Origin of the sequence: Streptomyces sp. CB02414 (assembly GCF_001905385.1) — a bacterium.
In the GTDB taxonomy this organism is placed as follows: domain Bacteria; phylum Actinomycetota; class Actinomycetes; order Streptomycetales; family Streptomycetaceae; genus Streptomyces.
Window position 1 is genome coordinate 42,459 of sequence record NZ_LIPF01000017.1, and the last position, 23,282, is coordinate 65,740.

General features: G+C 70.2%; 22 protein-coding genes. 5 read left to right on the plus strand and 17 right to left on the minus strand.

The window, feature by feature from the left end:
* Positions 1 to 36: 36 nt before the first annotated feature.
* Entirely contained in the window at positions 37 to 960 is a 924-nt protein-coding gene (locus AMK11_RS39180) for an NUDIX domain-containing protein (RefSeq protein WP_338012674.1), read from the plus strand.
* Positions 961 to 1,097: 137 nt separating this feature from the next.
* Here AMK11_RS39180 and AMK11_RS35935 read toward each other — a convergent pair whose 3' ends face one another.
* On the minus strand, positions 1,098 to 1,925 hold the full coding sequence (locus tag AMK11_RS35935) for a hypothetical protein (RefSeq protein ID WP_073732332.1): 828 nt from the start codon (positions 1,923 to 1,925) through the stop codon (positions 1,098 to 1,100).
* A gap of 283 nt (positions 1,926 to 2,208) precedes the next feature.
* On the opposite strand from AMK11_RS35935, the gene AMK11_RS35940 reads away from it, so the two are divergent.
* Together AMK11_RS35940 and AMK11_RS35945 are read left to right on the plus strand one after the other, a co-directional pair.
* The gene (locus AMK11_RS35940) at positions 2,209 to 2,622 is read left to right on the plus strand and encodes a hypothetical protein (protein ID WP_073732333.1); all 414 of its coding nucleotides are present in this window, start codon (positions 2,209 to 2,211) and stop codon (positions 2,620 to 2,622) included.
* 2 nt (positions 2,623 to 2,624) lie between these two features.
* The gene (locus AMK11_RS35945) at positions 2,625 to 4,304 is read left to right on the plus strand and encodes a hypothetical protein (protein WP_073732334.1); all 1,680 of its coding nucleotides are present in this window, start codon (positions 2,625 to 2,627) and stop codon (positions 4,302 to 4,304) included.
* A 56-nt stretch (positions 4,305 to 4,360) separates the two neighbouring features.
* Here the strand turns inward: AMK11_RS35945 and AMK11_RS35950 are convergent, their stop codons facing one another.
* The 9 genes from AMK11_RS35950 to AMK11_RS35990 all read right to left on the minus strand — a co-directional run bounded on the left by AMK11_RS35950 (position 4,361) and on the right by AMK11_RS35990 (position 13,288).
* Complete coding sequence (locus AMK11_RS35950; protein ID WP_073732335.1) at positions 4,361 to 4,684, minus strand: hypothetical protein; 324 nt, start codon at positions 4,682 to 4,684, stop codon at positions 4,361 to 4,363.
* 121 nt (positions 4,685 to 4,805) lie between these two features.
* Positions 4,806 to 5,426, minus strand: a complete 621-nt coding sequence (locus AMK11_RS35955) for a DUF4913 domain-containing protein (RefSeq protein WP_241847172.1) — start codon at positions 5,424 to 5,426, stop codon at positions 4,806 to 4,808.
* Positions 5,416 to 7,167 (minus strand): type IV secretory system conjugative DNA transfer family protein, encoded by a 1,752-nt coding sequence (locus tag AMK11_RS35960; RefSeq protein WP_073732336.1) that lies wholly within the window; start codon positions 7,165 to 7,167, stop codon positions 5,416 to 5,418. Before AMK11_RS35960 ends, AMK11_RS35955 begins: the two co-directional genes overlap by 11 nt.
* The gene (locus AMK11_RS35965; RefSeq protein WP_073732337.1) at positions 7,164 to 8,756 is read right to left on the minus strand and encodes an ATP-binding protein; all 1,593 of its coding nucleotides are present in this window, start codon (positions 8,754 to 8,756) and stop codon (positions 7,164 to 7,166) included. Before AMK11_RS35965 ends, AMK11_RS35960 begins: the two co-directional genes overlap by 4 nt.
* 4 nt (positions 8,757 to 8,760) lie before the next feature.
* Positions 8,761 to 10,212 (minus strand): SCO6880 family protein, encoded by a 1,452-nt coding sequence (locus AMK11_RS35970; protein WP_241847173.1) that lies wholly within the window; start codon positions 10,210 to 10,212, stop codon positions 8,761 to 8,763.
* Positions 10,209 to 11,765 carry a hypothetical protein gene (locus AMK11_RS35975; protein ID WP_073732338.1) on the minus strand — a complete coding sequence of 519 codons (1,557 nt, stop codon included), beginning with the start codon at positions 11,763 to 11,765 and terminating at the stop codon, positions 10,209 to 10,211. The genes AMK11_RS35970 and AMK11_RS35975 overlap by 4 nt, the downstream gene beginning before the upstream one ends.
* Positions 11,738 to 12,532 (minus strand): hypothetical protein, encoded by a 795-nt coding sequence (locus AMK11_RS35980; RefSeq protein ID WP_073732339.1) that lies wholly within the window; start codon positions 12,530 to 12,532, stop codon positions 11,738 to 11,740. Before AMK11_RS35980 ends, AMK11_RS35975 begins: the two co-directional genes overlap by 28 nt.
* A gap of 7 nt (positions 12,533 to 12,539) precedes the next feature.
* Positions 12,540 to 12,809 (minus strand): hypothetical protein, encoded by a 270-nt coding sequence (locus AMK11_RS35985; RefSeq protein ID WP_241847174.1) that lies wholly within the window; start codon positions 12,807 to 12,809, stop codon positions 12,540 to 12,542.
* Between the two features lie 2 nt (positions 12,810 to 12,811).
* Positions 12,812 to 13,288, minus strand: a complete 477-nt coding sequence (locus AMK11_RS35990; RefSeq protein WP_143194618.1) for a hypothetical protein — start codon at positions 13,286 to 13,288, stop codon at positions 12,812 to 12,814.
* A gap of 508 nt (positions 13,289 to 13,796) precedes the next feature.
* On the opposite strand from AMK11_RS35990, the gene AMK11_RS35995 reads away from it, so the two are divergent.
* The gene (locus tag AMK11_RS35995; protein WP_073732342.1) at positions 13,797 to 14,861 is read left to right on the plus strand and encodes a C40 family peptidase; all 1,065 of its coding nucleotides are present in this window, start codon (positions 13,797 to 13,799) and stop codon (positions 14,859 to 14,861) included.
* A gap of 63 nt (positions 14,862 to 14,924) precedes the next feature.
* On the opposite strand, the gene AMK11_RS36000 is transcribed toward AMK11_RS35995, so the two are convergent.
* Genes AMK11_RS36000 through mobC form a run of 3 tightly spaced genes read right to left on the minus strand, consistent with a single transcriptional unit; the run spans position 14,925 to position 18,285 of the window.
* Positions 14,925 to 16,067, minus strand: a complete 1,143-nt coding sequence (locus AMK11_RS36000; protein WP_079187916.1) for a hypothetical protein — start codon at positions 16,065 to 16,067, stop codon at positions 14,925 to 14,927.
* Positions 16,068 to 16,081: 14 nt separating this feature from the next.
* Positions 16,082 to 17,851: a relaxase/mobilization nuclease domain-containing protein gene (locus AMK11_RS36005; RefSeq protein ID WP_073732343.1), complete on the minus strand. Its 1,770-nt coding sequence runs from the start codon at positions 17,849 to 17,851 to the stop codon at positions 16,082 to 16,084.
* Positions 17,848 to 18,285 carry a plasmid mobilization relaxosome protein MobC gene (mobC, locus tag AMK11_RS36010; protein WP_073732344.1) on the minus strand — a complete coding sequence of 146 codons (438 nt, stop codon included), beginning with the start codon at positions 18,283 to 18,285 and terminating at the stop codon, positions 17,848 to 17,850. The genes AMK11_RS36005 and mobC overlap by 4 nt, the downstream gene beginning before the upstream one ends.
* 240 nt (positions 18,286 to 18,525) lie before the next feature.
* Between mobC and AMK11_RS36015 the strand changes: the two genes are divergently transcribed.
* Positions 18,526 to 18,918: a hypothetical protein gene (locus tag AMK11_RS36015; RefSeq protein ID WP_143194620.1), complete on the plus strand. Its 393-nt coding sequence runs from the start codon at positions 18,526 to 18,528 to the stop codon at positions 18,916 to 18,918.
* Between the two features lie 441 nt (positions 18,919 to 19,359).
* Here AMK11_RS36015 and AMK11_RS36020 read toward each other — a convergent pair whose 3' ends face one another.
* The 4 genes from AMK11_RS36020 to AMK11_RS36035 all read right to left on the minus strand — a co-directional run bounded on the left by AMK11_RS36020 (position 19,360) and on the right by AMK11_RS36035 (position 23,130).
* Entirely contained in the window at positions 19,360 to 19,566 is a 207-nt protein-coding gene (locus AMK11_RS36020; RefSeq protein ID WP_073732346.1) for a hypothetical protein, read from the minus strand.
* A complete protein-coding gene (locus AMK11_RS36025) occupies positions 19,563 to 19,988 on the minus strand; it encodes an ATP-binding protein (protein WP_241847175.1) in 426 nt (141 codons plus the stop codon). The genes AMK11_RS36020 and AMK11_RS36025 overlap by 4 nt, the downstream gene beginning before the upstream one ends.
* A 117-nt stretch (positions 19,989 to 20,105) precedes the next feature.
* Positions 20,106 to 21,332: a helix-turn-helix domain-containing protein gene (locus AMK11_RS36030; protein ID WP_073732348.1), complete on the minus strand. Its 1,227-nt coding sequence runs from the start codon at positions 21,330 to 21,332 to the stop codon at positions 20,106 to 20,108.
* A gap of 160 nt (positions 21,333 to 21,492) precedes the next feature.
* Positions 21,493 to 23,130: a DNA cytosine methyltransferase gene (locus AMK11_RS36035; RefSeq protein ID WP_073732349.1), complete on the minus strand. Its 1,638-nt coding sequence runs from the start codon at positions 23,128 to 23,130 to the stop codon at positions 21,493 to 21,495.
* Between the last annotated feature and the right edge of the window lie 152 nt (positions 23,131 to 23,282).

The following is a 23,282-nucleotide window of genomic DNA, read 5'->3' on the forward strand; positions in this document are numbered from 1 at the left end:
GCCGGGACTCCCCCGGCCCGTACGAGAAGGAGATCCATGGGTACCTATGAGACCGACCTCGCCGCCGCGAAGCGCTCGCGCACCGCGTGGGGCTGCACGTGCGGGGCCGACAACCCGGCGACGTACGACGCCTGCCACGACTGCGGCCGCCCGTCGTGGACGTGCGCGACCTGCGGCACCGTCAACCCCTCCGCCCGCAGCACCTGCAACGAGTGCAACGGCACGATGCCCGCCGAGCTGCTGGGCGACCGCGAGGAGGGGTTCGAGATGACCTGGGAGGAGTGGATCGCCACCCAGGTCGGCCCCCGCGTCATCGGCGGCCGGTACAACCACGGTGATGCCGCGAGTGCGTACGAGGTCCTCGCCATCGAGCGGGGCCCGCGCCCGCTCGGCGTCTGGCCCGTGTGGGACATCACCGTCCGCTTCGACCAGGACGGCCGGGAGACGACGCACTGCACCGGCTGGGACGCCCGCCGGGACACCGTGCTCTCGCAGCCGCCCGCCGGCGGGGAGGACTCGTGGCGCTACACGGCGGACGTGGTGGCGGTCGACCCGGACGGCCGGGTGCTGCTGATCGAGCGTCGCTGGGAGCCGTTCATCGGCTGCTGGGCCCTGCCGGGCGGGCACGTGGACCCGACGGATAGGGACTCCCGGGGCGCCGCTGCCAGGGAGCTGGCCGAAGAGACGGGTGTCCGGGTCGCGGCCGCCGACCTGACCCCGATCGGTACCTTCGACGCTCCCGGCCGTGACCCGCGCGGGCGGTACAGCACGGACGCCTACCTCGCCCGAGTGCCCGCCGGTACCGTCGCGGTGGCCGCCGACGACGCGGCGAACGTGCGGTGGGTGGACCTGGGTGCGGCCCTGGACGATGGCGCCCTGGCGTTCGACCACGCCGACATCCTGCAAGCCGTCAGCCGCATCCTGACCGCCGGAGAGGGCTCGTGTATCGCGGGTCGCTGACCAGGAAAGACCCTGCTGTAGGCGCTCATTCCTGACGCGCCACGGCGGTGCAGCCGCACAACGACGCGGGCCCCGACTCCCCCTTGAAGGGGGACCGCCGGGGCCCGCAGGTTATCTGGCCAGATTGACCAACTGTCTCAGGCGGACTCCGGTGCGAAGTTCTCCATGCAGTCGCCGCACATGATGCTGCGGCGTTCCAAGGTTTTCGGGGAGACCCGGATGACCGCGGGCGGCTCGCACTGACAGACCGCCTTGACGTAGTTGCGGTCCTCCTTCTCCTTTTTCCCAGTCGGCGCCTCCTCGTCCGCGCCGGCGTCGTCGGTGCCCGCTCCTTCGGCGGCCCCGCCGCCCTTACTGCCGCCGCCGCTGCGGGTGGCGAAGATGTCGGGGGTGCGGGTGGCGTGCATCGCCTTGTCGAGTGCGGCGATCTCCTTGGCGTACGTCTTCGCCGCCTCCTCTCCCATCTCCGTTCCGGCGGACCCGTACTTCTTCTTCCACTTCTCGCCGACGTCGGCCCGCTGGACGAGACCCATCGCCTCGGCCATCTTCCGGAACTCCTTGTTGTGGTACTGGCTCGCCGAGCAGTCCTTGACGCCGCGCGCCTCGTTGGCCGCGTGGGTGGCCTCGTGCAGGAGGTACCCGAAGACCTTGGACGCGCCGTCGGCGAGCGACTCGGCGGTGACGAATACCTCGTGGTGGACGTCGTCCCCCTCGCGCAGCTTCCACCGGCGGGGCGCGAAGTGGGCCAGCTCGACCTGGCTGGCGCGTCCGCCGGTGGCCATGCTGATGACGGCCTCGGGGACGTCCTTGTGGCGGGCGCGGATCGCGTCCCACGCGTCCACCAGGGCGGAGGTGACTCCGGCGGCAATCTTGGCGACCGTGACCTCGGCGGGCAGGTCGGGCACGGCCTCCAAGGTCGGGGCGGGTGTGGGCTCGGGGATGAGGGCGACGGCTTCGGTGGTCATGGCTCCATCGTAACCACATCTCACCTCTTAAGAGGTGAGTTTCTAGGGTGAGTTGGCTCTGCGATGCCCCAACTCGTGTCCCTCGGCGGCACGCTGACGGCGCCATGCGGCATGCAAGAGTCCTGAACTACCCGGCGAAGGAACCCGACGCGTCCGTCGCCATGGCCCATGCCGACCCTCCGGCACTGCCCACAGGGCAGCGGTTATCCACAGGCCACCCAGTGCTGCTTGAGTCGAATGAGACGATCACTACCCTGCCGAGCAAGAAGAGGGGGAAGCGTAAATGTCGCTGCCCAACATCTTGAAGCCCTTGGAAGACGCCCTTGACTCTGCGGACCAGTCCCAGGTCTTGGCGGCCGCATGGGAGGCTTTCGCCGCGGCCGAATGGGTGGCACATTTCATCGCTTTCGAAGAGGAAAGTGACGAGGTCCAAGCCCTGATCGCCGCACAGGCCAGTACGGCAGGCCGGAGCCTGTTGCCACTGCCCGAGTCCGGTCACCCCATCGACGTGCCGCCTCCGCCCCCCGGTGCGGACGGTCTCACGCCCTACGCGACACTGCTGCGCCGCGTCCAGGCTGCTTTGGAAGAAGCAGCCGCCGGCCGGGGACCGGATGACGGCTGGCATGCGGCGGCGCAGGAGGCTGCCAGCAAGGCGGCAATCGCCGCCGAAGCACTCCTCGCCACCCGGGAACGATAGTCATGCCCACCACGCTCGGAGAGCTGCACGCGGCAGCCAACCGCAACCTGCGCGAGGTACTCTCCAACACCCTCATGCCGGAAGATGCCCGGGAGCAGGCCGCTGTCGTACGACAGCTGGCCGACCTAGTCCAGCACTTGCAGACCACGCTGGAGAGCGTCGGCGAACGCCCCCGACGAGCGAACCCGGGACCTGCCACCCATCTGGCCACCGCCCAGAGCGCCCTACGCCGCACGGCTGGACGATTGCCCACCCTCGATGACGCGGTAACCACCCTGCATCACGACACACCGTTGGCCCGGACAGTCCAGGCGACGGCGGCCGTCCAAGATCTCATCGCCAGCCATCGCGGGCCGGACCGGGTCCCTGTGACGCCGTACGCCCTGGCATTCACCGAACGTCCAGCCCGGGCATACCTGGTGCACTGCTCGGCAGAACTAGCCTGGGGAGCTGCCCGAGTGGCCCAGGCATTGAGCGAGACCGTCGCCAACGAGAACACCGCGGTACAGCTGTACATCGCACGTGGAAGCCTCGCGCAAGCCTCGGTCCTCGGCCGCTCCACCAGCGACAAGATGAACCCGGCCATTGAAGCCTTCCCGCTCGTGCCGCCGCTCGATCCGCGCCCAGCCCTGTCCACCGACGCCCCCGAGAGCATCACCGCGCATCTGGCCGACGACTGCGAGCGCCTGTCCCGGGTCGCCTTCGAAGCCCTGCACGGCCGAGGCGAGCCCGGCTTGAGTGGCTCCGACATGCAGCAATTAGCGCAATGGCGCGCGCTGAGCCATCTGCTGTCCGGCCGCGCCCTCCTCCGCACCGCCGCATACGCCGATCCGCACACCGCCGAGCCACTGCGCGCGGCGGCCGGCCAGCTGCGGGCGGCCGCCCAAACCTGGGCGCAGAGCGCGACACGATGGCACCGGGTCGTTGACCTCGCCGACCCCCGCGTCCACCCGGACCTGCCTCTGCCTGGCTATCACCTCGCGCGCAGCGGGCAGTTCACCCAGATGCCCAAGACCCCTCCGCACCCCGCATTGATCACAGCGCATGCGCACGCGACACGCATCGGACAGCTGCTCTACGGCATGACCTGGACCCCAGAGACGCCAGGCCGCCCAGCCGAGCGAGAAGCCCACGAGGTACTCGCGGACGCCGGAGGGCTGGCAGGACTGACGCATACGCTGTACCGGGCGACAGCAACCGGATGGCAGCTCGCCACGGCCATGCCCTCCATCATCAGGCGCATCGAATCCACACTGGTGACCGACAACATTGACCATCGCCCCCCGGAGGCCACGCATCGCTTCTACCCTCTCCGGGGCCACCAGGTAGAACGGCTCACGGAGCACTACGAGGATGTCGTGGAGGCCGAACAGACAGCCGCCGCCAGCATCCTGCGCACGGTTCCCCATACAGGCATGAACACCGCGCGTGCCCAACTGGACGCGGCTGCCCACAGACAACTTCGATCCGGGCAACCGTGGCTGCCCACCGACATCGCAGCCGAGCCACAGTCGAGGTCCACGAACACCCCAGCTTCACCAACCCGCCCCAGCACCGCGGCGGCGCGCAGCCGGTCGACAACCGTCACCCGGCGCCCCACCGGCACGCCCGCGACACCCGACTCAAGCGCGGCTCCCCGGACTAGCAGCGCTACAGAGCACCGCCGCGGCCGCAGCAAGTAGCTGAGGAATCCAGCTGGAGGCAGCGTCGTCCGCCCATACGTCCGGCCGCCAACATCTCAAGGCTGGTCGTCCCGGACGAGGTGAAGTGCAGGACGCTCCGGCTCGAACGCGCCGACTCCCAGGGCTGCCTCTCGCCAGTTGGCGATCAGCTGGACCTGCCATGCCGTGTCGTGCCGGAAGCCGGGCGGCGGCGTGCCTTCGGGGGTGACGGGCCAAAGGATGGTGGCGGCGAACCGTACAGCGTGCATGGCGGCGGTGGCGTGCGCATCGACGGCGTTTCCTGCCAAGCGACGCAGCATGTCGAGACGTGCGGCCACCTCGATCAGCTCGGTGTACGTTTTCTCGTACTCCTGCGCTCGGACGGTGGCGAGGTTATCCACGGCCCCCTCCGAGGCGGGTGGCGAGCCGCCGGCCGAGGCGGTGCAGGTCGGCCCATACTGCGCGGGCCTCGTATCCGCAGAGCACAGTTGCCTCCTTGGCGTTGCGTCAGCACAACGCTCGCTATCGAGTCCGTCCGGAGCTACTTTCCTCCTCCATCGTCCAGGCGCTGGGCACCAGACCGGGCAGGCGGTGGTCAATCTGGTGCTCACCCTTGGTACATCCGGCGAACGGCCCGCTGGAGCCGCGCAGCTCGCGCAAGCACGGGTCGAGGTGGTCGCGGTGCCAGACGCTGGGGCCGGTGTAGCCGCAGGTGGCGGGGTCGGTGAGTTCCTGCCAGGCCAGCCAGCAGGCGTGGAGGCGGGCGACGGCGACAGGGTGCTCGAACCACAGGTGGCACCAGCGGGCATCGGCGCTGGGTTCGGCGAGGTAGCCGGGGACGAGGACGCCCTCGACCCACTCGACCAGGGCGCGCAGCTCGTCGTCGTACTCCGGGGGATCGAGCAGCAGGATGAACGGCGGGTACTTCCACTCCTCGTCGTCTTCTGCCCCGTCGAGTTCCTCTCCGTCGGCCGGCGCCTGCCCGTCGTCGGCGGAGGCCTCGCCCGGCTCACCGGCCTCGCTGCCGGTGAGCCTCTTGACCAGGGCGGTCAGGTTCGCGACCTGGGCCTTGAGGTCTTCGATGTCCTCGAACATGCCGACCGGCACGTCCAGCTCCGGGGTCTCGTCGGGCTCATCGGCCACTGCGCGTTGCCTTTCGCTCCTCGTACGCGGCGACCGCGCGCTTGGTGATGGCCTGCTCCTCGGCCTTCATCTGCGGGCCGATGTGCGCCATCAGCTTCTCGGCGTACCAGGGGCGCAGGCTGATCTGCGCGACCGGCATGCCGGTGGCCAGCAGCAGGGCCGTGCCCTTCTTCATGGCACGGATCTCGGCCGGGTCCAGGACCTGCTCACGCTGCTCGGACCAGCTGCGGCTGCCGCCGTCCTTGGACTTGGAGTACGAGCCCCGCTCGACGTAGTGCGCCCCGGTCAACGTACTGACGTCCTGGGCGAACTTGGCGTCGTCCATGCCGACACCAATGATCTTCTTCGTGGCGGCCGACCACATCGAGTCCATGCCGACCTCGCCCCACGCCTTCACGCCCTGCCGGTAGCTCTGGAGGATCACGAACGGGGTGATCCCGCGAGATCCGAGGTGGGAGTACAGGTCGGGCAGGTCAGCGATCTTGCAGATGTTCGCGGCCTCGTCCAGGACGGCTCGCATCGGCTCGGGCAGGCGGCCGCCGTGGCGTTCGCCCGCTTCGGCGCCGGCGGTGAACACGGCGTCCGCCAGGGCGGCCACCACGGCGGAGGCGGGGCCGCCCTTCTTCGACAGCAGGTAGAGAGTGTCCTTGCTGAGGGCGAACTCTTCGGGGTCGAACCGCGGGAAACGGTTGCGGTCGTCCTTGGTGACCCACGCGAGGACCTTCTCGTCGCGCAGGGCACTGACGGCGGTTCGGGCATTCTGATAGATCCCGGACTGCGTCTCTTCCGCGATGTTGATGGAGCTGTCCACCTGCTCGGCGAGCACCGGCTCGTTCGCGTACAGAACGCGCAACGGAGCCTTCTCCTTCGGATCACTCAGCCACTTCATGACGTCCCGGACGCTGCCGCCCTCCCAGTACGCGGCCCGGAACAGGCCCACCAGCAGGTCGCCCGCCGCTTGGCTCCAGAACGGGTCGGCCTGCTCGCTGGTGATCTGGTTGACGAAGTGGGAGGCCAGGCGTTCGGCGCCCTCCAGCGTTTCCGCCTGGGCGATCATGTCCCACCACATGTGGCGCTCGGTCTGGGCCACGCCCTGGGTGTCCAGAACCCAGGTGTCACCGACCTTCGCACGCGACCCGAGGGTGGCGGCGTATACGTCGGCCTTGTTCGACGTCATCAGCAGGGCGCCGGGGGCCTCCTCCGCCACCGGGATGGCCAGCGACGTCGACTTACCCGCGCGGGGCGCCATGATGGCGACGTAGGTGTCCTCGTCGCTGCCGCGCAGCTCGATGCCGGACGGCACGTGATCCCCGAGGAGCACGCCCCGGTCACGGGGCGGAAGATCGGACGGCTTCCTCTCCTTCAGCGAAGCGCGCAGCCTCGTGGCGGTACGGGCCGCGTGCTTCGGCGTCAGCTCGCGCACCTGGTGCAGCGTCGCCAGACTCGACGGGTTGCGGAACCATCGGAAGGCCCAGCGCAGCCCCCACACGAGGAAGACCAGGACGGCCAGGTCCGCGACGGTGGCACCGACGACGGACGCGGTCTGTGAGTGCGGCCACGCCGTCGACCAGTCGGTGGCCATCTGGAAGGCGCCCACCAGGGAGGTGGGGAACGGGGCGGCTTCGTCCCCGGTCAGCACGGCGCCGGCGGCTCCACCGGCCCATGTCGACACGGACAGCGTCACGGCGCCACCGAGGAGAATGCCCCCGGCGGCCCATGCCCGGTCGGACTCCGTCATCATGCGCGTCCACCTCCCGTGGCGGTGATCCTGCGGCGGTTGTTGTCCGTGCGGTACAGCCGCAGCTCGGTGCCGGTCAGCTCCAGCGCTGCGGCGATCCCGGGCCGGGTGCCGATCTTGATCAGGTACTTGCCGCGGCCCGGGTGTCGGGCGCTTTCTTCTTCCAGGGGCGCGGTGCCGTCGGCGTCGTCGTAGGTGGGGTCGATGTCGAGTCCGGTGCTGGTGGCCGAGGACCAGGAGCCGATCATCATGCGCTCCTGCTCGGTGAGGGACCGCTTGCCGGTGACCCGCCGCAGTTCCTCCTCGGAGGACGCGCCGATCACCCAGGTGTCGCACCGGTCCATCAGGCCCCGTGCTTTGGCGCGGTCGGTCTCCGTCGGCAGCGCCTCGACGTCCAGCAGCGAGTGCGTGACGTAGATCGTCACGTCGTTGGTGGTGCGGTTCAGGCGGCTGATGGCGTCCATCGCGTCCACCAAGCCGGGGCCGGAGCGCAGGGCCCGCCACATCTCGTCCATCGGCAGTACTAGGGAGCGGTCCATCATGCCGATGCTGCGGGCGCTGTCGATCGCGCTGTAGGTGTATGCCCACGTGGCGATCATGCCCGCGCTGACCACATCGTTTCCGCGGGCTCGCAGGGCGGAGATGTCCACGGAGACCGCCGGAGCGGAGATGTCCAGGGGAGTGGTGGTGGGGCCATCGAACAGGCCTTTCAGCGGGCCGCTGATGAGGTTGTCGAGTCCGGCGATGACGCTTCGCGTCAGGTCCTGGTACCGCTCGCCGTCTGCGGCGAGCTTGGTCCGCAGTTCCTCGGGTGCCGCCCGCAGCACCTGCACGACGTCGGCGACCACCGGGTCGCTGCCCGACTCCTGGGCGGCGGAGGCGACCTGCACGGCCGTGTCCAGCGCCGACCGTTCGACCTCGTCGGGGGCCCTGCCGAGGCCGTGCTTGGTCGACAGCAGGGCGACCAGCGTCTCCAGCCGGCGCCCGTTGAGGACGTCCAGCAGGGCCTCGCGCCGTTCCGCCGTCAGCGACTGCACGCGTCCCTTCAGCGGGCCGCTGTCCAGGGGGTTCAGGCGCCCTATGCCGTCACCGATCCGGACCACCGATCCACCCAGTTCGCGGATCATGTCGGAGTACTCGCCCTTGACGTCCCCGGGCACGCACGTCATGAACCCGTATGCCGAGTAGACCATGCACATGCGTTTGACCAGCGCGGACTTGCCCGCGCCCGGCTGGGACATGACCCACACGCCGGGGTTGGTCGTCAGCTTGCCCGTCCACCCGCTGGGGTCGATGCACACCAGCTCGCCGGTCAACAGGTCGCGGCCGACGGGCACGCCGCGCGGCGGCAGACCCGACCCCAGGAGGAAGGGGTAGATGCCGCCGGCCTGGCTGGTCGGCCCGGTGTAGACGGTGCCGGTGTCCTCGACCGGCACGCGGCCACCGAAGCGTCCGCCCCAACCGCGCCTCGGGGCGAAGCGGCTCTTCAGCTTCTTCTCGGCCTGCCGCTCCTCGCGGGTCGGGCCCTGCTCGACGGCCTTGACCACGCGCCGGGGCGTGGTCACCGGCACCGGTTTGGGCTTACGTGCCATCTCGTCAGTCCTTCACCAAGGGTGAGTAGCCGATGGGCAGTCCGGCCGCGAACACGGCGGCCTGGGCGCCGTACGCCGGCCGCATGCGGATGCCTCGGGTGGCCTTGACCGCCCGGGTCATCTCCTGGCGGGCGGCGGGCAGGTCGGCGGTGCTGCGGGCGGTGACGGTCACCATCAGCGTCCAGTCAACGACCTGGGCGCCTGCGGCCACCTGCGCGGCGGCCTTCTCCGCCCGCTGGGCGTCGGCCCGCTGCGACCACTTGGCGCGGCCCTTGACCTCGGCGGTGGCCTGCGCCGTCTGATGGGCGTTGGAAATCTCGCGTTCCAGCACCGCCTCGCCCTCCATCGGGTCGAGCACGCGGTAGGCGATGGTGATGCGCCGCTGGTAGCGGCCGGGCGCCAGCAGCGGCAGCAGCACGGAGTAGGGGATGGGACGACGCGGCATCTCGCGCAGCACCCAGCTGACGGACACTCCGCCGTCGTGGGCGTAGGTCTCCCAGTCGTCGTCGGCGGCCTGCGGCCCGCACTCCGACCACGACAGCTCCTCGAACTCCCGGTCGCGGGCGTTGAACACCTCGGGGTCGTAGGCGGAGCGGACAACGCGGCGCAGGTCGACGTCGGTCGCCCTGCGCTCGATGTCCGTGCCCGTGCCGGACAGGTCCAGGGAGTCCACCACCCGCAAGGCCTCGGCGACCTGCTCGGCGAGGTCCGACGGCGGGTTCGCGGACGCGTTCGGGTCCACCGTGACGCTCATCCACGGGGCCACGCTCGCGGTCGCGTGCGGGGTCGTGCGCACCAGCTCGTCGATGACCTGCTTCGCCAGCTTCGGCGCGCCCGGGTCCTTGCGTGCCTTCACGTCGTCCCCGAGGGCCTCACCGGCACCGGGAGTGATCTGGATGGTCACGCTCGCGCCCTTGACCTGCTCGTCCGTGCTCATCGCGTCCAGCACGGACGCCCAGGTCCGCAGGCTGCTCTGTACCGCCCCGGTGGGCGCCATGAGGCTGCCGCCCGGCGCCAGGAGGGTGCTTATGGTCATGTAACCGGTGGCCCGGTCGTGGACGACGCCGACGGCCCGTCCGCTCGTCGGGTCGTGGGCCTTGATCAGGGTGCTGCTCGCGCCGACGCCCGGCAGGTCCAGGGCGTACGGGTGGGGCAGCAGCAGCCGCCGGTAGGAGGTGGCGTCGAAGCGTGACGCCCGCTTCCAGGCCATTCGGGCCCAGTAGTAGGACAGGGCTGACATGCCGTGTCGGCGGGCGGCGGCCAGCACGAAGAACGCGCCGGTCACCGGCAAGGTGACCAGCAGGGAGATAGGCATCTGCGTGGCGATCAGGCCGTCGGCTGTCAGCACCGCGGCCGCGAGCATCGTCGCGGTCCGCGACAGCCCGCCGAAGCCGAAGCTGCGGCGGGCCCTGAAGCCGTCGACCATCAAGGTCTGGGGCACTTCATGGGCTGTCACTGCTGGTTTCCTCCGCCCATCTGTCCACTGGCTCCCTGCACGGCGTCGTTGACTCCGTCCAGGATCTGGATTCCGGCTCCGACGGCACCCGCGCCCGCGGCGGCTCCACCTGCGGCCGCCGTGCCGCCGCCGGCCGCGGCGCTCGAAGATCCGGCCGCTTTCCCTCCGGTGGACGCCGCATCGGCACCTGGGGCGCCCTCGGGCCCGGCCTGGCCTGGCACACGGCCAGCCTCGTTGCGGGAGGCCTGCGCCTGCGCGTCGCTGCCCTGGCCGCCGTCCTCCCCGGAACCGCCGTCGCCGCCCTGCCCCCGGCTCTGGGGGCCCATGTTCTGCTCGACCATCTGCATGTGACGCATGGCGTCCGTCTGCCGGTCGCCTCCTCCTCCGGCACTGCCGTCGTCACCCTTCGCACCGCTCTTCCCACCGATGTAGCTGGCGGCCGCCGACAGCGCGCCGCTCGCGCCCCCCGCGCTCAGCCCGGCACCGGCCGCCGCCCCGAAGGGAGCGAAGATCTTGGTGAGCGGGCCGGGCGCTAGGACAGCGAGGACCAGCGTCGCGCAGCCGCGCAGCCACTCGGCGAGGGTCTTGGCTTCGCCGAACTCCGCGAAGCCGGTGCAGATGATGACGGCGACGATCGGCTTGTACGCCACGATGACCATGCCGGACGTGATCAGGGCGGGGGCCCATTTGCGCGTGGCCTCGCCGCCGGTGCGCCCGGCGCCGGCCACAGGGATCAGCAGGCAGATGATGGGGATCGCGCTCTGCCGCAGGAAGATCATGACCATCTGTACGAAGCCGACCAGCAGCAGCACCACAACGATGCACAGGATCGTCATGGGGTTGGACACGCCGGTCGGCAGCATCACCGCAACGATCCGGTCGTAGGCCGCTGCGTCGTCCTTGAAGACCTCGTTCACCAGTCCCGCACTCAGCGCATCACCAAGGACTAGCAGGGTTGCGAACAGGGACACCCCGAGGAAGGACAGGAGGAAGTTTTCGACCCATCCGGCCATGGCCCGCCCGGCGTATTTTCCTTGCCCGGTGAGCGCCATCTTGCCAAGGTTCCAGATCACCCCGGCCACGGCGATCACCAGCCCCAGCCAGGTCAGCATGCCCGCGAGTGTGGTGTCTCCGGTCCACAGCCCGGTACCGGCCAAGTCCACTGAGGGCCCCAGCAGGGCGAAGGTGAGCGTCTTCTTGATGACCCACTTCGTCACGTCCACGCCGGACTTGATGACGTCGCCGAGGAGCGACTCCCAAATGTTGTCCCAGTAATCTTTGATCACCTCCTCGCCGACATCGCCGACTTTGTCGCAGCCGCTCCAGCCGGTCAGGCTTCCCGGGCGTCCGGGGATCGCGCTGCCGCCGGGCAGGATCGTGCCGAGGACGGGTCCAGTGGCGACCCGGCATCCAGCTTCGATCCCGTCACTGATCGGGCCGTCCGCCCGGGCGGGCTGAGGTACAGACACCGACAGCCCGAGAACTGCTACGAGGGCAAGCAGCAGGGCAGCCAGGCGGCGCCTGATCACGACGCCTCCCGGATGGCTGTCCACCCGGCCTCGTTGAAGGCGGCATCTCCGGGAGCTACGATTTTCGGCTCGTTCTTCTGCGCGTCCCCCATTGCGCGCTGAGTGGCCGCTCCGGACAGCTTCCAGTCGCCGTCCTCCCACGCCACCCCGTTCAGGATGCGGGTGTACTCGACGGCTTCCTTGGCCGTCTCGCCCGCCTTCTGCGCCGTCCGGGACAGCAGCCACACACTGACCTCGTCGTCGGAAGCGTGGACGACCTTGTAGCCGATCACAGTGTTACGCACGTAGGCCCCGGGCGGCAGCGGCCCGCCTACGGGGACACCCATCTCCTGGCGCATGGACTTGTCGGTCTGGTTCGCGGCCAGCTCGATCTCCTCGGCGTGGGCGTCGCTTCGGTCGGCCTTGGAGACGTACGAGTAGTAGATGCGCAGCTGCTCGTCGACGGTGTCGTGGCGGCCCTCGATTTTGACCGTGTTGAAGGCCGCGGCCGCCGCGATGGCGCCCTCGGTGGTGTGCGGGAAACCGACCTGGCTGCCGCGGTCATCGGTGCGCTTCCCCCGCGGAAGCGCAGCCCACTGCTCCGGTTCGGTCCAGTCGTTGGGTGGCGCGTACGTCGCCGACGGGCCGGGCGAGGCGGACGCGCTCGGGGTTGATCCACCCTTGCTCGGCGTGTCCGTGTCCTCATCACCACCGGCGAGTACGGCGTAGCCCGTCAGGGCGAGGACGGCCGCGAGCGCGGCGCCCGCGAACCAGGTGCCCTTGGTGTTCCACGTTCCCCTGGTGCGTCCCATCGCCGCCTCAGCCTGCGATGCCGTTGAGGATGGCGATCAGCGAGCTGGACAGGATGACGGCCGCGATGCCGCCTCCCATCCACTTGAAGGGCTCGGCGCCGCCGCCGTTCCTGGACTTGTCCGCCACGGCCAGCTTGTAGACGCCGAAACCGACACCTCCCACGCCGGCCAGGATGAGCAGCCACAACCCGTATCCGAAGATCTCGGCCACCGGGCCGTCCATCCCCGGGATCGGGGTCGGCTTCGCCCCCGGAATGATCGCCGCAAGGAATGCCATGGTCATTTCCCTTCGATCGTGCGCCGCAGCCGCGTGGCCGCGGTCTGGACGTCCTTGTACTTCAGGGCCTCGTCGGGCCCCTTCACCGCGCGCAGGACAGGCAGGTACGGAAGGCGCGCGACTCCGGCCAGACGCCCTTCAAGGGCCCGGACGGTGAAGCGGGCATCCTGTACCGGACGGGCGGGCGCGTCGGCCACCCACACCAGCCACGGTTTCGGCAGGGGCCCCCAGCGCAGCAACGTCTCCTCCAGGCGCTGCGCCCCGTACACGGTCGTGTCGGTCACCAGCACCGGGACAGTCCCGTAGGGAAGGACCTCGCCCGGCGCCAGCACACGCGCAGCCGCGCCGCCGGCGTCGTTGTCGAGCATGGCGGCGACCATCGCCACCGCAATGCCGTTGCCATCGACAGGCATCAGCGCATACCTGAGCGCAACCGGTGTGTCGGCGCTCGGAGTTGTCATCACCGGTTGGGTGGTCACGCCGCAACTCCCCCTGAGTGTCTGAGTTTAAAGTCACGATATTGGGTTCCTGAGACGACTGAGGCTAGCGTGACCCACTGTCAGACACGGGTGAACATTTTCGCGTAGCCGGAGGTCAGGTCACAGATGTCGCTCTACGGCAACGCAGAACAGCGCAGACTTGGCCCGCAATGGAGCAGATCCACTAAAAGGGCGGCCGCCCGGTTTTCCGTGAGCGCCCCCGCCATTCCCCTCGCGCCAAAGCCCGCACTCATCAGCCACACCCCCGAGTCGCCAAAGACCTCGCACGGACGCCCTATTCCGCTGCACGCCATGCAGGACAGGGCATTCCACTGCGCGAAGTCCCCCCGCGCGAGGCTGTGACCGACCCTACGCGAACCGTGATCACACACCGGGCCCGGCCCCGCACCCTATGGAGGAGCACACGCCAAGCCACTCGTGATCTAGTACGGCGGAACATCACACGACCGGCACGACAGCGAAGAGAGAGTCAGCACGGGGGGATAGCGTGAAGGTGCTCGTTGCGGCTGCCGCCGCAGTGACAGGCCTGGTCCTGCTGGTGGCCTTCGGGATCGTGGCTGTGGTGATCGCCGACGAGGACGCCGAAGCCATCGAGACGACCGACGGGGGCGGCGGCCTGCAAGGCGTGCCCGCCGAGTTCCGCCAATGGATTCTCAAAGCAGACGCGGCCTGCGATCAACCGGCCATGGTCCCGTCCCTGCTCGCCGCGCAGCTGTACCAGGAGTCCAAGTTCAAGACCAGCCGCGCGGAGGCCACCAGCCACGCCGGCGCGCAGGGCCCCGCCCAGTTCATGCCCGGCACCTGGGCGACCTGGGGACGAGACGACGACAACAACGGAGAGGCCTCGCCCTGGGACATCGGCGACGCCGTCATGGCGCAGGGCCGCATGATGTGCTCCCTGCTCAGGCAAGCCGAGAAGTCCGGCTACCCCGGCGACGTGCGAGCCCTCGCACTGGCCGGGTACAACGCGGGCTGGGGCCGCGTAGAGCAGTACGGCGGCGTGCCCCCGAAGTCCTTCGCGAACGGCGAGACCTACAACTACGTCCGCATCATCCTGTCAACCATGAAGCGGTTCGAAGGTCCGGGTCTGCTTGAGGTCTCCGGCTCCGGCTCGGGCGCCGACGCGCTGCGCAAGGCAGCCACCCGAATGGGCACCCCGTACGCCTACGGAGGCGGCGGCCCCGCCGGCCCCTCAGTCGGCTTCTGCGACGGCAACAACGGCTACAAGAACGGGAAGTGCGCCGCGTCCAGCACAGTCGGTTTCGATTGCAGCTCGCTCATCCAGTACGCCTACTGGCCCAAGCTGAAGCTGCCCCGGACAGCCGCCGCGCAGTACGGCGCGACCAGCCACCGCGCCGTCGCCCGCGACGAGCTGAAGCCCGGCGACCTGCTGTTCTGGGCACACGGCGGCAGCGGCTTCATCTACCACGTCGCTATGTACGCAGGCGACGGCAACGTGCTGCACGCGCCGCGCACCGGTCGTCACGTGGAACTGGCTCCCCTCACCTCTGCAATGCCGCAGGGCGACTACGTCGGCGCCACCCGCCCCTGAACCGAAACGACGTGTGCCGCAGACCGAGAAACGGCCTGCGGCACACGCTGCCCGCCCGGTGCTCTACCGGCTCTTGCCACTCCTCGGCGCAGGCCCTGCCTCACGGTGCGCGGCCACGCCGGGCGTAGCCGGTGCCGCCCCCTTCGTGGCCTTAGTAGGGCCCACACTCGGCGACGTCGACCGAGCTGCGGTGGTGTTCACCTTCACCCGCGACTCCCCCGGCGCACCGACCGGCTTACGCAGCGCGTCGTTGGCCGCCTGAACCAGCCGCCGCCCCATCTGCGACTGCGGACCCTCCTGCCATGAGGTGTCCTTCGACAGCCTGGCCAGGTGCTCCGTAACCGGCAACCCCCTGCTCTCCATGTCGGCCATCCGCGCAGCAATCAACGGCCACTGACGCGCCGATACCAAGAGGTCCGCCTCCCGCTCTGCGCCAGGCATCGCCTCGCGCACCATCCGCGCGAACCGCTGGTTCTCCGACGGCGCGATGGACAGCTGCCGAAGAGCCCGCTCACGGTCCCCCAAGTCGAGATCCTTAGGGATGTCCAACCCGGTCGTCAGCGGCCCGTACGACAGCATCGCGTCCCGGCTCGTGGTCGGCACCTCCGCCGCCGCAAGCACCTTGGCCACCGCCTGGTCGACGCCGACACCCTCCTCGTGCGCGGTCGCCAGGATCGCCCGCACGTCGACTCCGCGCTCGTTCAGCGTCGCCATCGTCCGCGCCATCTCCGGCCACGCCGGGGACGACAGGATCGCCTCGCGCACCGGTCCCGCCGGCAGTGTCTCGCGCAGCGCCTTCGCCCACTCCTCGGTGCCCTCGCGTGCCACCTTCTCTGCGTTCGCCGCGACCTGGTCCCGCACCGTCACGGTGATCTCGCCGACGCGCGGGAGCATCGTCTCCAGGTCCACCCCGGCCCGCTTGAGCGCCATGAGCTGCTGGGCGAGCTGGGGCCAGTCCGCGCCCTCCAGCAACACTGTCGCGATGTCGTCCGGGAGGAACTTCTTGACCTCCTTCGAGGCCTCCGCCGACGCCTTCTCGGCGTCCGGGAGTTCGTCCTCCTTCCCCGCCTTCTTCTGCTGCTGCCGGCGTACCGCGTCCGCGATGGCCATGACCAGACGGAACGCCATCACGGAGGTCTGCACTGCCTCGGCGGCTGCCTCCGTGAAGGCCTCCCCGGGACGCTCCTCCGGCGTCGGCATCGTCATGTTCGCTCCCCTCGTTACCGGGCCCGTCGCGGGCCCTTGCGCTGCTCGTCATCCGGCGGCCGACGTGTCGGTCCGGGCGCTCCTGTCTTGCGCGGGCCACTGGTGCGGCCGGTGCCGCCCGTGGACGCCGGTGTCGGGCTCTTGCCGGTGGCCGCCGCCATCGCACTGCGCTGACGACTCCACCCGTCCAGCCGCCATGTAAGCACTTCGGCGACTGAGTCCGCAGATCCCATTTCCCGCCGGGCGGCGACCGCAGTGAGGACCTCGGCCGGATCGTCCCCGGCCTTCTCGACCGCTGCCAGCCGAGTCCGCAGCGCGGGCCACGCCGGGTCCGCGAGCACCGCACGCGCGTGCTCGGGAACCGCCTCCTGGAGCACGCCCGCCATCGGCCTCTCGCCCGAGACTGCCGGTGCCCGGCGGGCTCCCGGCGGCCGGGTTGTCGTGCGCTTCGGACGCGGCCGGAACTCACGTGCAGCGCTCGCGCCGGCGGTCACCTCGACCGCCTCGCGCAGCAGTCGACCGGCCCGCGCGGAGGCCTGCGCCTGGGCCCGGTGTTCCTGCGCCTCGTGCCACCGACGGGAGGCCTCGATCGCAGTCACCAGGGCGAGCAGGAAGCCGAGCGCGGCGACCGTGTCACTGCGTCCGGCGGCCGCCACCGACTGGGACAACATCTGCGTCGACTCCCGGTAGAGGGTGCGCGCCTGACCTTCCAGCGCACGGTCGCCTGGCACGCGCGAGGCGCGCTCGAACTCGAACGCCGCGTCCTTCAGTCGGTCGCGCACCATGCGCGGCGAGATCACCGCGGCGATGACGATGAGGTCGCCGAGCGCGGCGATGTCCCCGGCCCCCTGGTGCAGCCCGCCCGCGCCGAGCTGGTCGGCGGCCGCGCGCACGCGCCGCTCTGCCTCCTGCCACATCTCGGCCGGCGCGACCGTCGGTACGGACACCGGTGTCGTCCAGCGTTCCCGCACGCGCGGCAGGGACAAGTCGGAGGCGAGCCGGGCGCCGGGAAACCACACCGCACGCTGCCCGCCGTCGCGGTCGCCGGGCATGGCGACGGAGTAGCCGGTGATGTTCCCGTCCGGCGCCACCCGCTTGTTCACCCGGACCCCGGCTGCGGTGAGCCGGGCGAAGAAGTCGTCCTCGTTCGCGGCGGCGGCCGCGGCCTGGCGGACCGTCCGCTGGAGCGTCTCGCGTACCGGCTCCGACAGTCCGCGCCGGGCCGCCTTTTCCTGCTCTCCCGTCTTCGGCCACTTCCGCGCGGTCTTGTCGCCGTGCTTCAGCCGACGCAATCCGAACTCGGCCTCGAACTCGCGCGCGGCCGCGTGCATCTTCGGGATGTCCTGCCGCATCCGCGGCTGCCGACCGTCCTGTCGGGCCTTCGTCGCGACGATGTGAATGTGGTCGTCCGCGTGCCGGATCGCGACCCATCGACAGGCCTGGTCGTCACCGTGCGGGGCGATGCCGGATGCGTGCATCATCTCGCGGGCAACCCGCGCCCATTCCTCGTCCGCCAGGAGCCGGTCCTCGGGCGCGTTGCGCACCGCGACGTGGTACACGTTCTTGGCCGGTCGCTTCCCGAGCAGGGCGTGCACCGGGGCGTCCAGAATGAGCGCCAGGTCCGAGATCGTCATGTGCGGCGAGCGTGCCGGGTCCTCGACAAAGGGGTCGTCCCAGGAGGCGACCATGTGCGGGTTGGTGTGCTCGTCGCGCTTGCCCGGGCCGTACAGGTAGTCCAGCAACCCCTTGGTGTCGGTGCCGTCCCGGGCCTTCTTCGGCATCATGCGCGCGGCCGTCGTTCTCGCATCACCTGGCGGGTCGCCTCGTCCATGCGTTGGATCGCTTTGACGATCGCGTCCATGGTGGCCGCGACCTGAGCACCACTCACGCTGCCGTCGGCGTTCAAGGCCTTCGCGATCTGGTTGACGTTGTTGCCGATACGCGAGGCCTGATTGCGGGCCTGGATGAGTTCGGCGATGAGGTCGCGGGCGTCAACCGAGACGGGCACGACCTTCTCCTTAGCCACCTTCAGGGCGGTGTCGCCGACCCATGCGGCGACGGCCTGGTTGGCGCGGGCCGCGGCCTCGCGGACGATCGTCAGCTCGGCTTCGCTGTAGGAGACCTTGAGACGCTTGTTCTTGTCGCGCGGGCCGTCGGCATCGCGCTCGCGGTAACGCGCGGAGGTTCGACGCTGGCCGTCCGCTGCTGGCTCTGCCACAGCGCTCCCTTTCCACCCCCGGTCCGTGCTCGGACCAAAGATCACCGGCCGCCCACAGTAGTGGGCCGAAAGCCGGGGATCATGCAAAGTGGGCCCACTTTGCACTAACTCGCTTCCGGTGGCTGATGCCATCCGGAAGCGCACACGGTGCACATGGTCACCCGTCAAAAACCCCTGCGGCCTGCGGTGATGGGCCCGCCCGCGCGGCCGCCGTCCGAGTCGTGCCAGTACGATCACGGCATGGCGAGTGCACACGACTTCATGCAGAAGATGAGGGAAGCCCAGGCGGCGCGCGAGAAGGCCTTCGAGCCGCTGGCGGAGATCCTGGGAAAGCGCGAGGAACTTCAGCGGCAGTTGGCAGAGCTGGACGCGCCGTACGCGGAGGCCTTCGTCGCGGCGGAGGCGGCGGGCTGGACCGCGGAGGAGCTGACGGCGATCGGCGCCGAGGAACCGGCGAAGCGTCCGAAGGGTCGTCCGCGGGGTCGACGGTCGACGGCGAAGAGGGAGGCCGCGAGGAAGGCGCCGGAGACCTCCGCGCCGGAGCCTTCGGGGCCCTCGCCGACGGCTGCGATCCCCGGGCAGGAAGGCAGCGGCGAGACTGCTGCGGCGGGCGCTGGGAGCGTCTCCGCCTGACCGTGACGAACGAACATACAAGGGCCCCGCTGTGCGGGGCCCTTCGCGTTGTGCACGCATCCCTCCCCGGCCTCTCCAGTGTCCGGCCGGACTCCTCCGCGTCAAGGTCGTACGTCCGCTCCTCGCCCCGTCCGCTCGTTCCTCACGGACGCGCCTGCGGTGCGGGCGCTCCACCTTGACGCTCCGTCCCCCGACCTTGGGAAAGGCCTCCACGGGGAGGGAGGAAAAAGGGTCGGCGCCCCGGGCTTCGGGCGGGGGTGTCGGTCGTCGTGCGGGTGCGGCCGGGAGGGCGGATCATTCCAGAAAACTGGAACACAGCGGCGCCCCGGAACCCTTCACGGGTGGGGTTCCGGGGCGCCGCTTCCGGCCGCTGCCCCCGACGGGGGTGGCGCGGGCAGCGGGGTTCGAGTGCGGGCTACGGCCCGCTGCTGGGACGGGACCTCACAGGTCTCCCGCCTCGATCATCTCGGCGCGCGTCCGCCTGATCTTCAGCCGCCTCGGGTCTTCCGCCGGCCACTCCGTAGTGCCGCCCGTCAGGTGCCGGAGCCAGACGACACCGCCGCGCACGTCGGTCACGACGGCCCGGGTCTTTCCCTCCACCACCTCGTCGCCGACCGACGGCAGTGTGTTGGTCTCGGTCTCGCTCATCGCGCCACCTTCATCTCTGCCCAGACACGCTTGCCCCACGGGATGCGTCCAGAGCCCATCAGGTCGTATCCCCACCGGTCCGCCATCTCGTCGACCAACGCCAGTCCGCGGCCGTTGATGTCGTCCGGCGCCGCCTCTCGCAGCACCGGCACCTGGCGGGGCGCGCGGTCGACCACGGCCACGTAGATCCGGTCGGCCTCGGGGCGGTCGATGATGACTCGGACGGACTCACCGCGAGCGTGCCGGACGGCGTTGGCGAACAGTTCCGACACCAGCAGTGCGGCGCTGTCCTCCGCGTCGTCCAGGTTCCAGGCGCACAGGGCCACACGCGTTAAGCGTCGCGCCTTCTCCACCGTCTCGGGCGTACGCGTCATCGTCTCGCTGTAGCCGGGATATCCCGCCGCGCGGGGCTTCGTGGTCATGCCGGTCGTCATCGCCAGACCTCGGGTAGCGGATGGTCGAGACACGACCGTAAAAGCCGGAGGGGGTAGCGACAGGTACAGTCGCTACCCCCTTGCGGAGGGGTACAAGTTGTACCCCTAGGCGGCCACGCCGAGTTGACGCGCGAGGCCGCGGGCGTCGTCACGGATGATCGCGCTGCCGTTCTCCGCCAGTTCCGCCGCGGTGCCGCGTGCGAACAGGTTGAAGCACGCCGTCTCCGGGCTCGCCTCGTACGCCTTCTTCAGCAGGTGCACGACCGCCACCGACTCCCCCGCGAGGCTGTACGCGCGGGCCGTCTCGATGATGTGGAAGCTGCGCCGGGTGGCGCTCTGCATCGAGCCGAGGTCGATGTGCGTGGCCGCGTCGACCGCCGCGCCGGACCGTACGAGGTCGTTGTTCATCGTGATCGCGTACGCGTCGACCATGCCCCGGCCGAACATCAGCCAGGGGTGCACGTACCCGTCGCCGAGCCGCTTGGCGGCGGCGTCGGCGCGGTCCCACTGCCGCTCAGCGTTGCCCTTCTGGCCGACCTTCGCGAACGACAGGGCGGCGGCCAGGTGCAGCAGCCCGCCGAGTGCGATGTCCTCCGGGCCGCGTTCCGGGTCGAGCAGCCGGAGTGACTTCATGGCCAGGTCGACGCGCGCCTCGTGCCGCTCTCCGGCGTCACGGAAGACGTGGTTGAGGTACCACGCGGAGGCCGCCATGGCGCGTGGGCTGTCGGCATCCTGAGCCATCGTCATGGACCGGTCGCCGGTGAGCATCACCAGCTCGGGCGCGGGCTGGAAGCTCAGGTAGAGCTGGGCCAGGTGGTAGCCCTGCGCGAGCAGTACCTGGGACCGGCGCCGGTCGGCGCCTTCGTGGGTGCGGGCCGCGTGCTGGAGGTCGGCGAGCAGGGCGGGCAGCACGTTGGCGATGCGGCTGCGGTGGTCGCCGAATCCGTGCCAGGCCTGCCACGCGTTCTGTACCCGGGTGGCGAGCGCTGCGGCCGGCGCGGGCTCCTCGTCTCGGGTGAGCAGGTCGTAGGTCGTCAGGGACTCCTTCACCCGCAGCAGTGCGGGGTGGGCGGCCTTGGTGTACGTGGCGGCCGCAATGCGTTCGTCGCCGGTGAGGGCGGCGAGGTCGTCTACGCCGAGCGCCTCCGCGAGGCGCAGGAGTAGCGGCAGGCGTGGCATGCCGAGTCGGTCGTTCTCGATCGCCTTGACCCATTCCGTGCTGCGGCCGACCAGACCGGCGAGCACCGGTCGCGTCTGGCCTTTCCGCTCGCGTTCGCGTCGGACCCGTTGGCCGAACGTTCGGGGCGAGCCATTTTCAGCGTCGTGCGCCATGATGGACTCCGTTCTGACGTCGCACTCAGGACGGTACCGGTGCGCGAGCATCCGGGGACACCGGTCTCCGGGTCGAGTACCCGAAGGGGACCGGAAAGCCCCGGCGGGCCGCTGATCTCCAGCGGCCCGCCGGGGCTTTGGTGTTGCCGGGGCGGGGCTCCTACGCCGCCGTTGCGGTCGGCTCGGGCTCCCCGCCGAAGAGGTCCAACTGCTCGGGCTCGGCGGCCTTCGTCCCGGTCTCGATGCCGTACAGCTCGTGCACGTAGGCGCGGACCTTGGTCTCCCAGTCGGTGTCTCCAAGGATGCGGCCGAAGATCGCGGCGGACACCATCGGGCAGACCGCGTCCGCCGCCTGCTGGGCCTTGTTCCGCACTCCGCGGCCGCGCCCGACGTGGGTCCACGGGAAGTCCGCGGGGAAGCCGACCAGGCGGCCGATGTCGGACTGGCTGATGGTCTCGCCGGTCTCGGAGTCGGCCCACCCGTACGCGGTCGCGGTGACGCAGGTCGACGACAGATCGGCGCTGCGCGAGCCGCCGCCCTTGGCCCGGCCGGTGGCGGGGTCGACGGGCCGGTGGCCGCGCGTCAGGTAGGTGCGGCCGGTGGGCCAACCGACGACCTGGGCGAAGGTCGGGGCCGGGATCGGGGCGGCGGGGACGACGTCCACGAACGGCTTCTCGGCGCCGCGGTGGGCGGCCATGAACCGGCGCTTGCGGTGGGAGGCGCCGTAGTCGACGGCGTCCAGCGTCCAGGCCTCTGTGGTGTGCCATCCGGCCTGCGTCAGTTCGCCGAACAGTGCGTCCTCGATCTGGCGGGGCAGCGCGCTGGACTGCTCGACCATGACGCACTCCAGGATGCTGCCGGGCCGGGCGAGCATTCCGAGCGGCCAGATGATGACCTCCGCCATGAGCCCGGCGCGCGGGTCCTCCAACTCCGCGAGCGGGGCGCGGACCTCGTCCCAGGTGTCGCCGGAGCGGGGCGCGTAGCCGGTCTCCGAGTGTTCCCAGGGGAGGAACCCGGCGGCCGCGCCCGCCTCCCAGATGACGTGGCAGATGGTCTCAATAGCGCCCGTGTAGCGGCCCTTGCCGAGCCCGCTCGGGGTGAACGCCTGGCACGGCGGGGTGAGGGCGATGATGCTGACGAACTGGAGCGCGGGGTTCTCCGGGTCCAGCGCGGTGACGTCCGCGTGGATGACGCGCAGTCCGGCGGCGACGGCGGTGGCAACGGCGCCGCCGTCCAGGTCGATTCCGATGATGTCGACGTCCGCGCCAAGGATGTCGCGGAGCCCGAGGGAGAGGCCTCCGGGGCCGTGGAAGAGGACGACCACGCGCTTGCGGAGGATGCGGCCGAAGGTGTCGCGCTCGGGGGCGAACAGCCACTCGATCGGGAACGGCGCCGCGTACCACTCCAGCAGTGCGCGGGTCTCGTCGTCCAGGTCGGCGAGGCGGTCGGCGGTGACCGGACCCCGGTCCTCGAACCGCCCCAGCGCGATGGCGGCGCGCTCGCCACGGGACTCATTGGCGAGTTCCTCGACGCGCTCCTTGTAGCCCTCGTTCACTGCGTGCGCGCACTCCACGATGCGCTCGGTGGCGTCGTACCTCCACTCCTCTACCTCCTGGTCGCCGGGGTTCTCGTTCGCGTACTTGGTGAGGGCTGCGGCCGCCTTCCAGCACTCGGCAAGCGCGGGGTGGCCCGCCGCCGCAGCAACGGCGGCCGCGTCCGCAGCTTCCTGCTCGGCAGTGTCGGCGGCGAGGCTGAGCAACTCGCCGGCGGGCTCGCCGTAGGCATGGGTGTGACCCATGATCCACGTCCTTGGTCTCGTTGAGGTTTCTCGGTGTGGGCTCGGGGCCCGGTGCCGGGAGGGGATTCCCGCCCCCTTCCGACGTAGACAATACTCTCAAGTTTTAGGGTGCGAGTCAACCCCTGACACCGCACAAAGCCGCAGGTCAGAGG

Excerpts from the sequence above, each read along its gene's own strand:
- AMK11_RS35935 (WP_073732332.1), bottom strand. The coding sequence starts at position 1,925 with ATGACCACCGAAGCCGTCGCCCTCATCCCCGAGCCCACACCCGCCCCG.
- AMK11_RS36015 (WP_143194620.1), top strand. The coding sequence starts at position 18,526 with ATGGCGAGTGCACACGACTTCATGCAGAAGATGAGGGAAGCCCAGGCG.
- AMK11_RS36020 (WP_073732346.1), bottom strand. The coding sequence starts at position 19,566 with ATGAGCGAGACCGAGACCAACACACTGCCGTCGGTCGGCGACGAGGTG.
- AMK11_RS36025 (WP_241847175.1), bottom strand. The coding sequence starts at position 19,988 with ATGACCACGAAGCCCCGCGCGGCGGGATATCCCGGCTACAGCGAGACG.
- AMK11_RS35985 (WP_241847174.1), bottom strand. The coding sequence starts at position 12,809 with ATGGCATTCCTTGCGGCGATCATTCCGGGGGCGAAGCCGACCCCGATC.
- AMK11_RS35980 (WP_073732339.1), bottom strand. The coding sequence starts at position 12,532 with ATGGGACGCACCAGGGGAACGTGGAACACCAAGGGCACCTGGTTCGCG.
- AMK11_RS36035 (WP_073732349.1), bottom strand. The coding sequence starts at position 23,130 with ATGGGTCACACCCATGCCTACGGCGAGCCCGCCGGCGAGTTGCTCAGC.
- AMK11_RS35960 (WP_073732336.1), bottom strand. The coding sequence starts at position 7,167 with ATGATGACGGAGTCCGACCGGGCATGGGCCGCCGGGGGCATTCTCCTC.
- AMK11_RS36000 (WP_079187916.1), bottom strand. The coding sequence starts at position 16,067 with ATGACGATGCCGACGCCGGAGGAGCGTCCCGGGGAGGCCTTCACGGAG.
- AMK11_RS39180 (WP_338012674.1), top strand. The coding sequence starts at position 37 with ATGGGTACCTATGAGACCGACCTCGCCGCCGCGAAGCGCTCGCGCACC.
- AMK11_RS35965 (WP_073732337.1), bottom strand. The coding sequence starts at position 8,756 with ATGGCACGTAAGCCCAAACCGGTGCCGGTGACCACGCCCCGGCGCGTG.
- AMK11_RS36030 (WP_073732348.1), bottom strand. The coding sequence starts at position 21,332 with ATGGCGCACGACGCTGAAAATGGCTCGCCCCGAACGTTCGGCCAACGG.
- AMK11_RS35940 (WP_073732333.1), top strand. The coding sequence starts at position 2,209 with ATGTCGCTGCCCAACATCTTGAAGCCCTTGGAAGACGCCCTTGACTCT.
- AMK11_RS36005 (WP_073732343.1), bottom strand. The coding sequence starts at position 17,851 with ATGATGCCGAAGAAGGCCCGGGACGGCACCGACACCAAGGGGTTGCTG.
- AMK11_RS35945 (WP_073732334.1), top strand. The coding sequence starts at position 2,625 with ATGCCCACCACGCTCGGAGAGCTGCACGCGGCAGCCAACCGCAACCTG.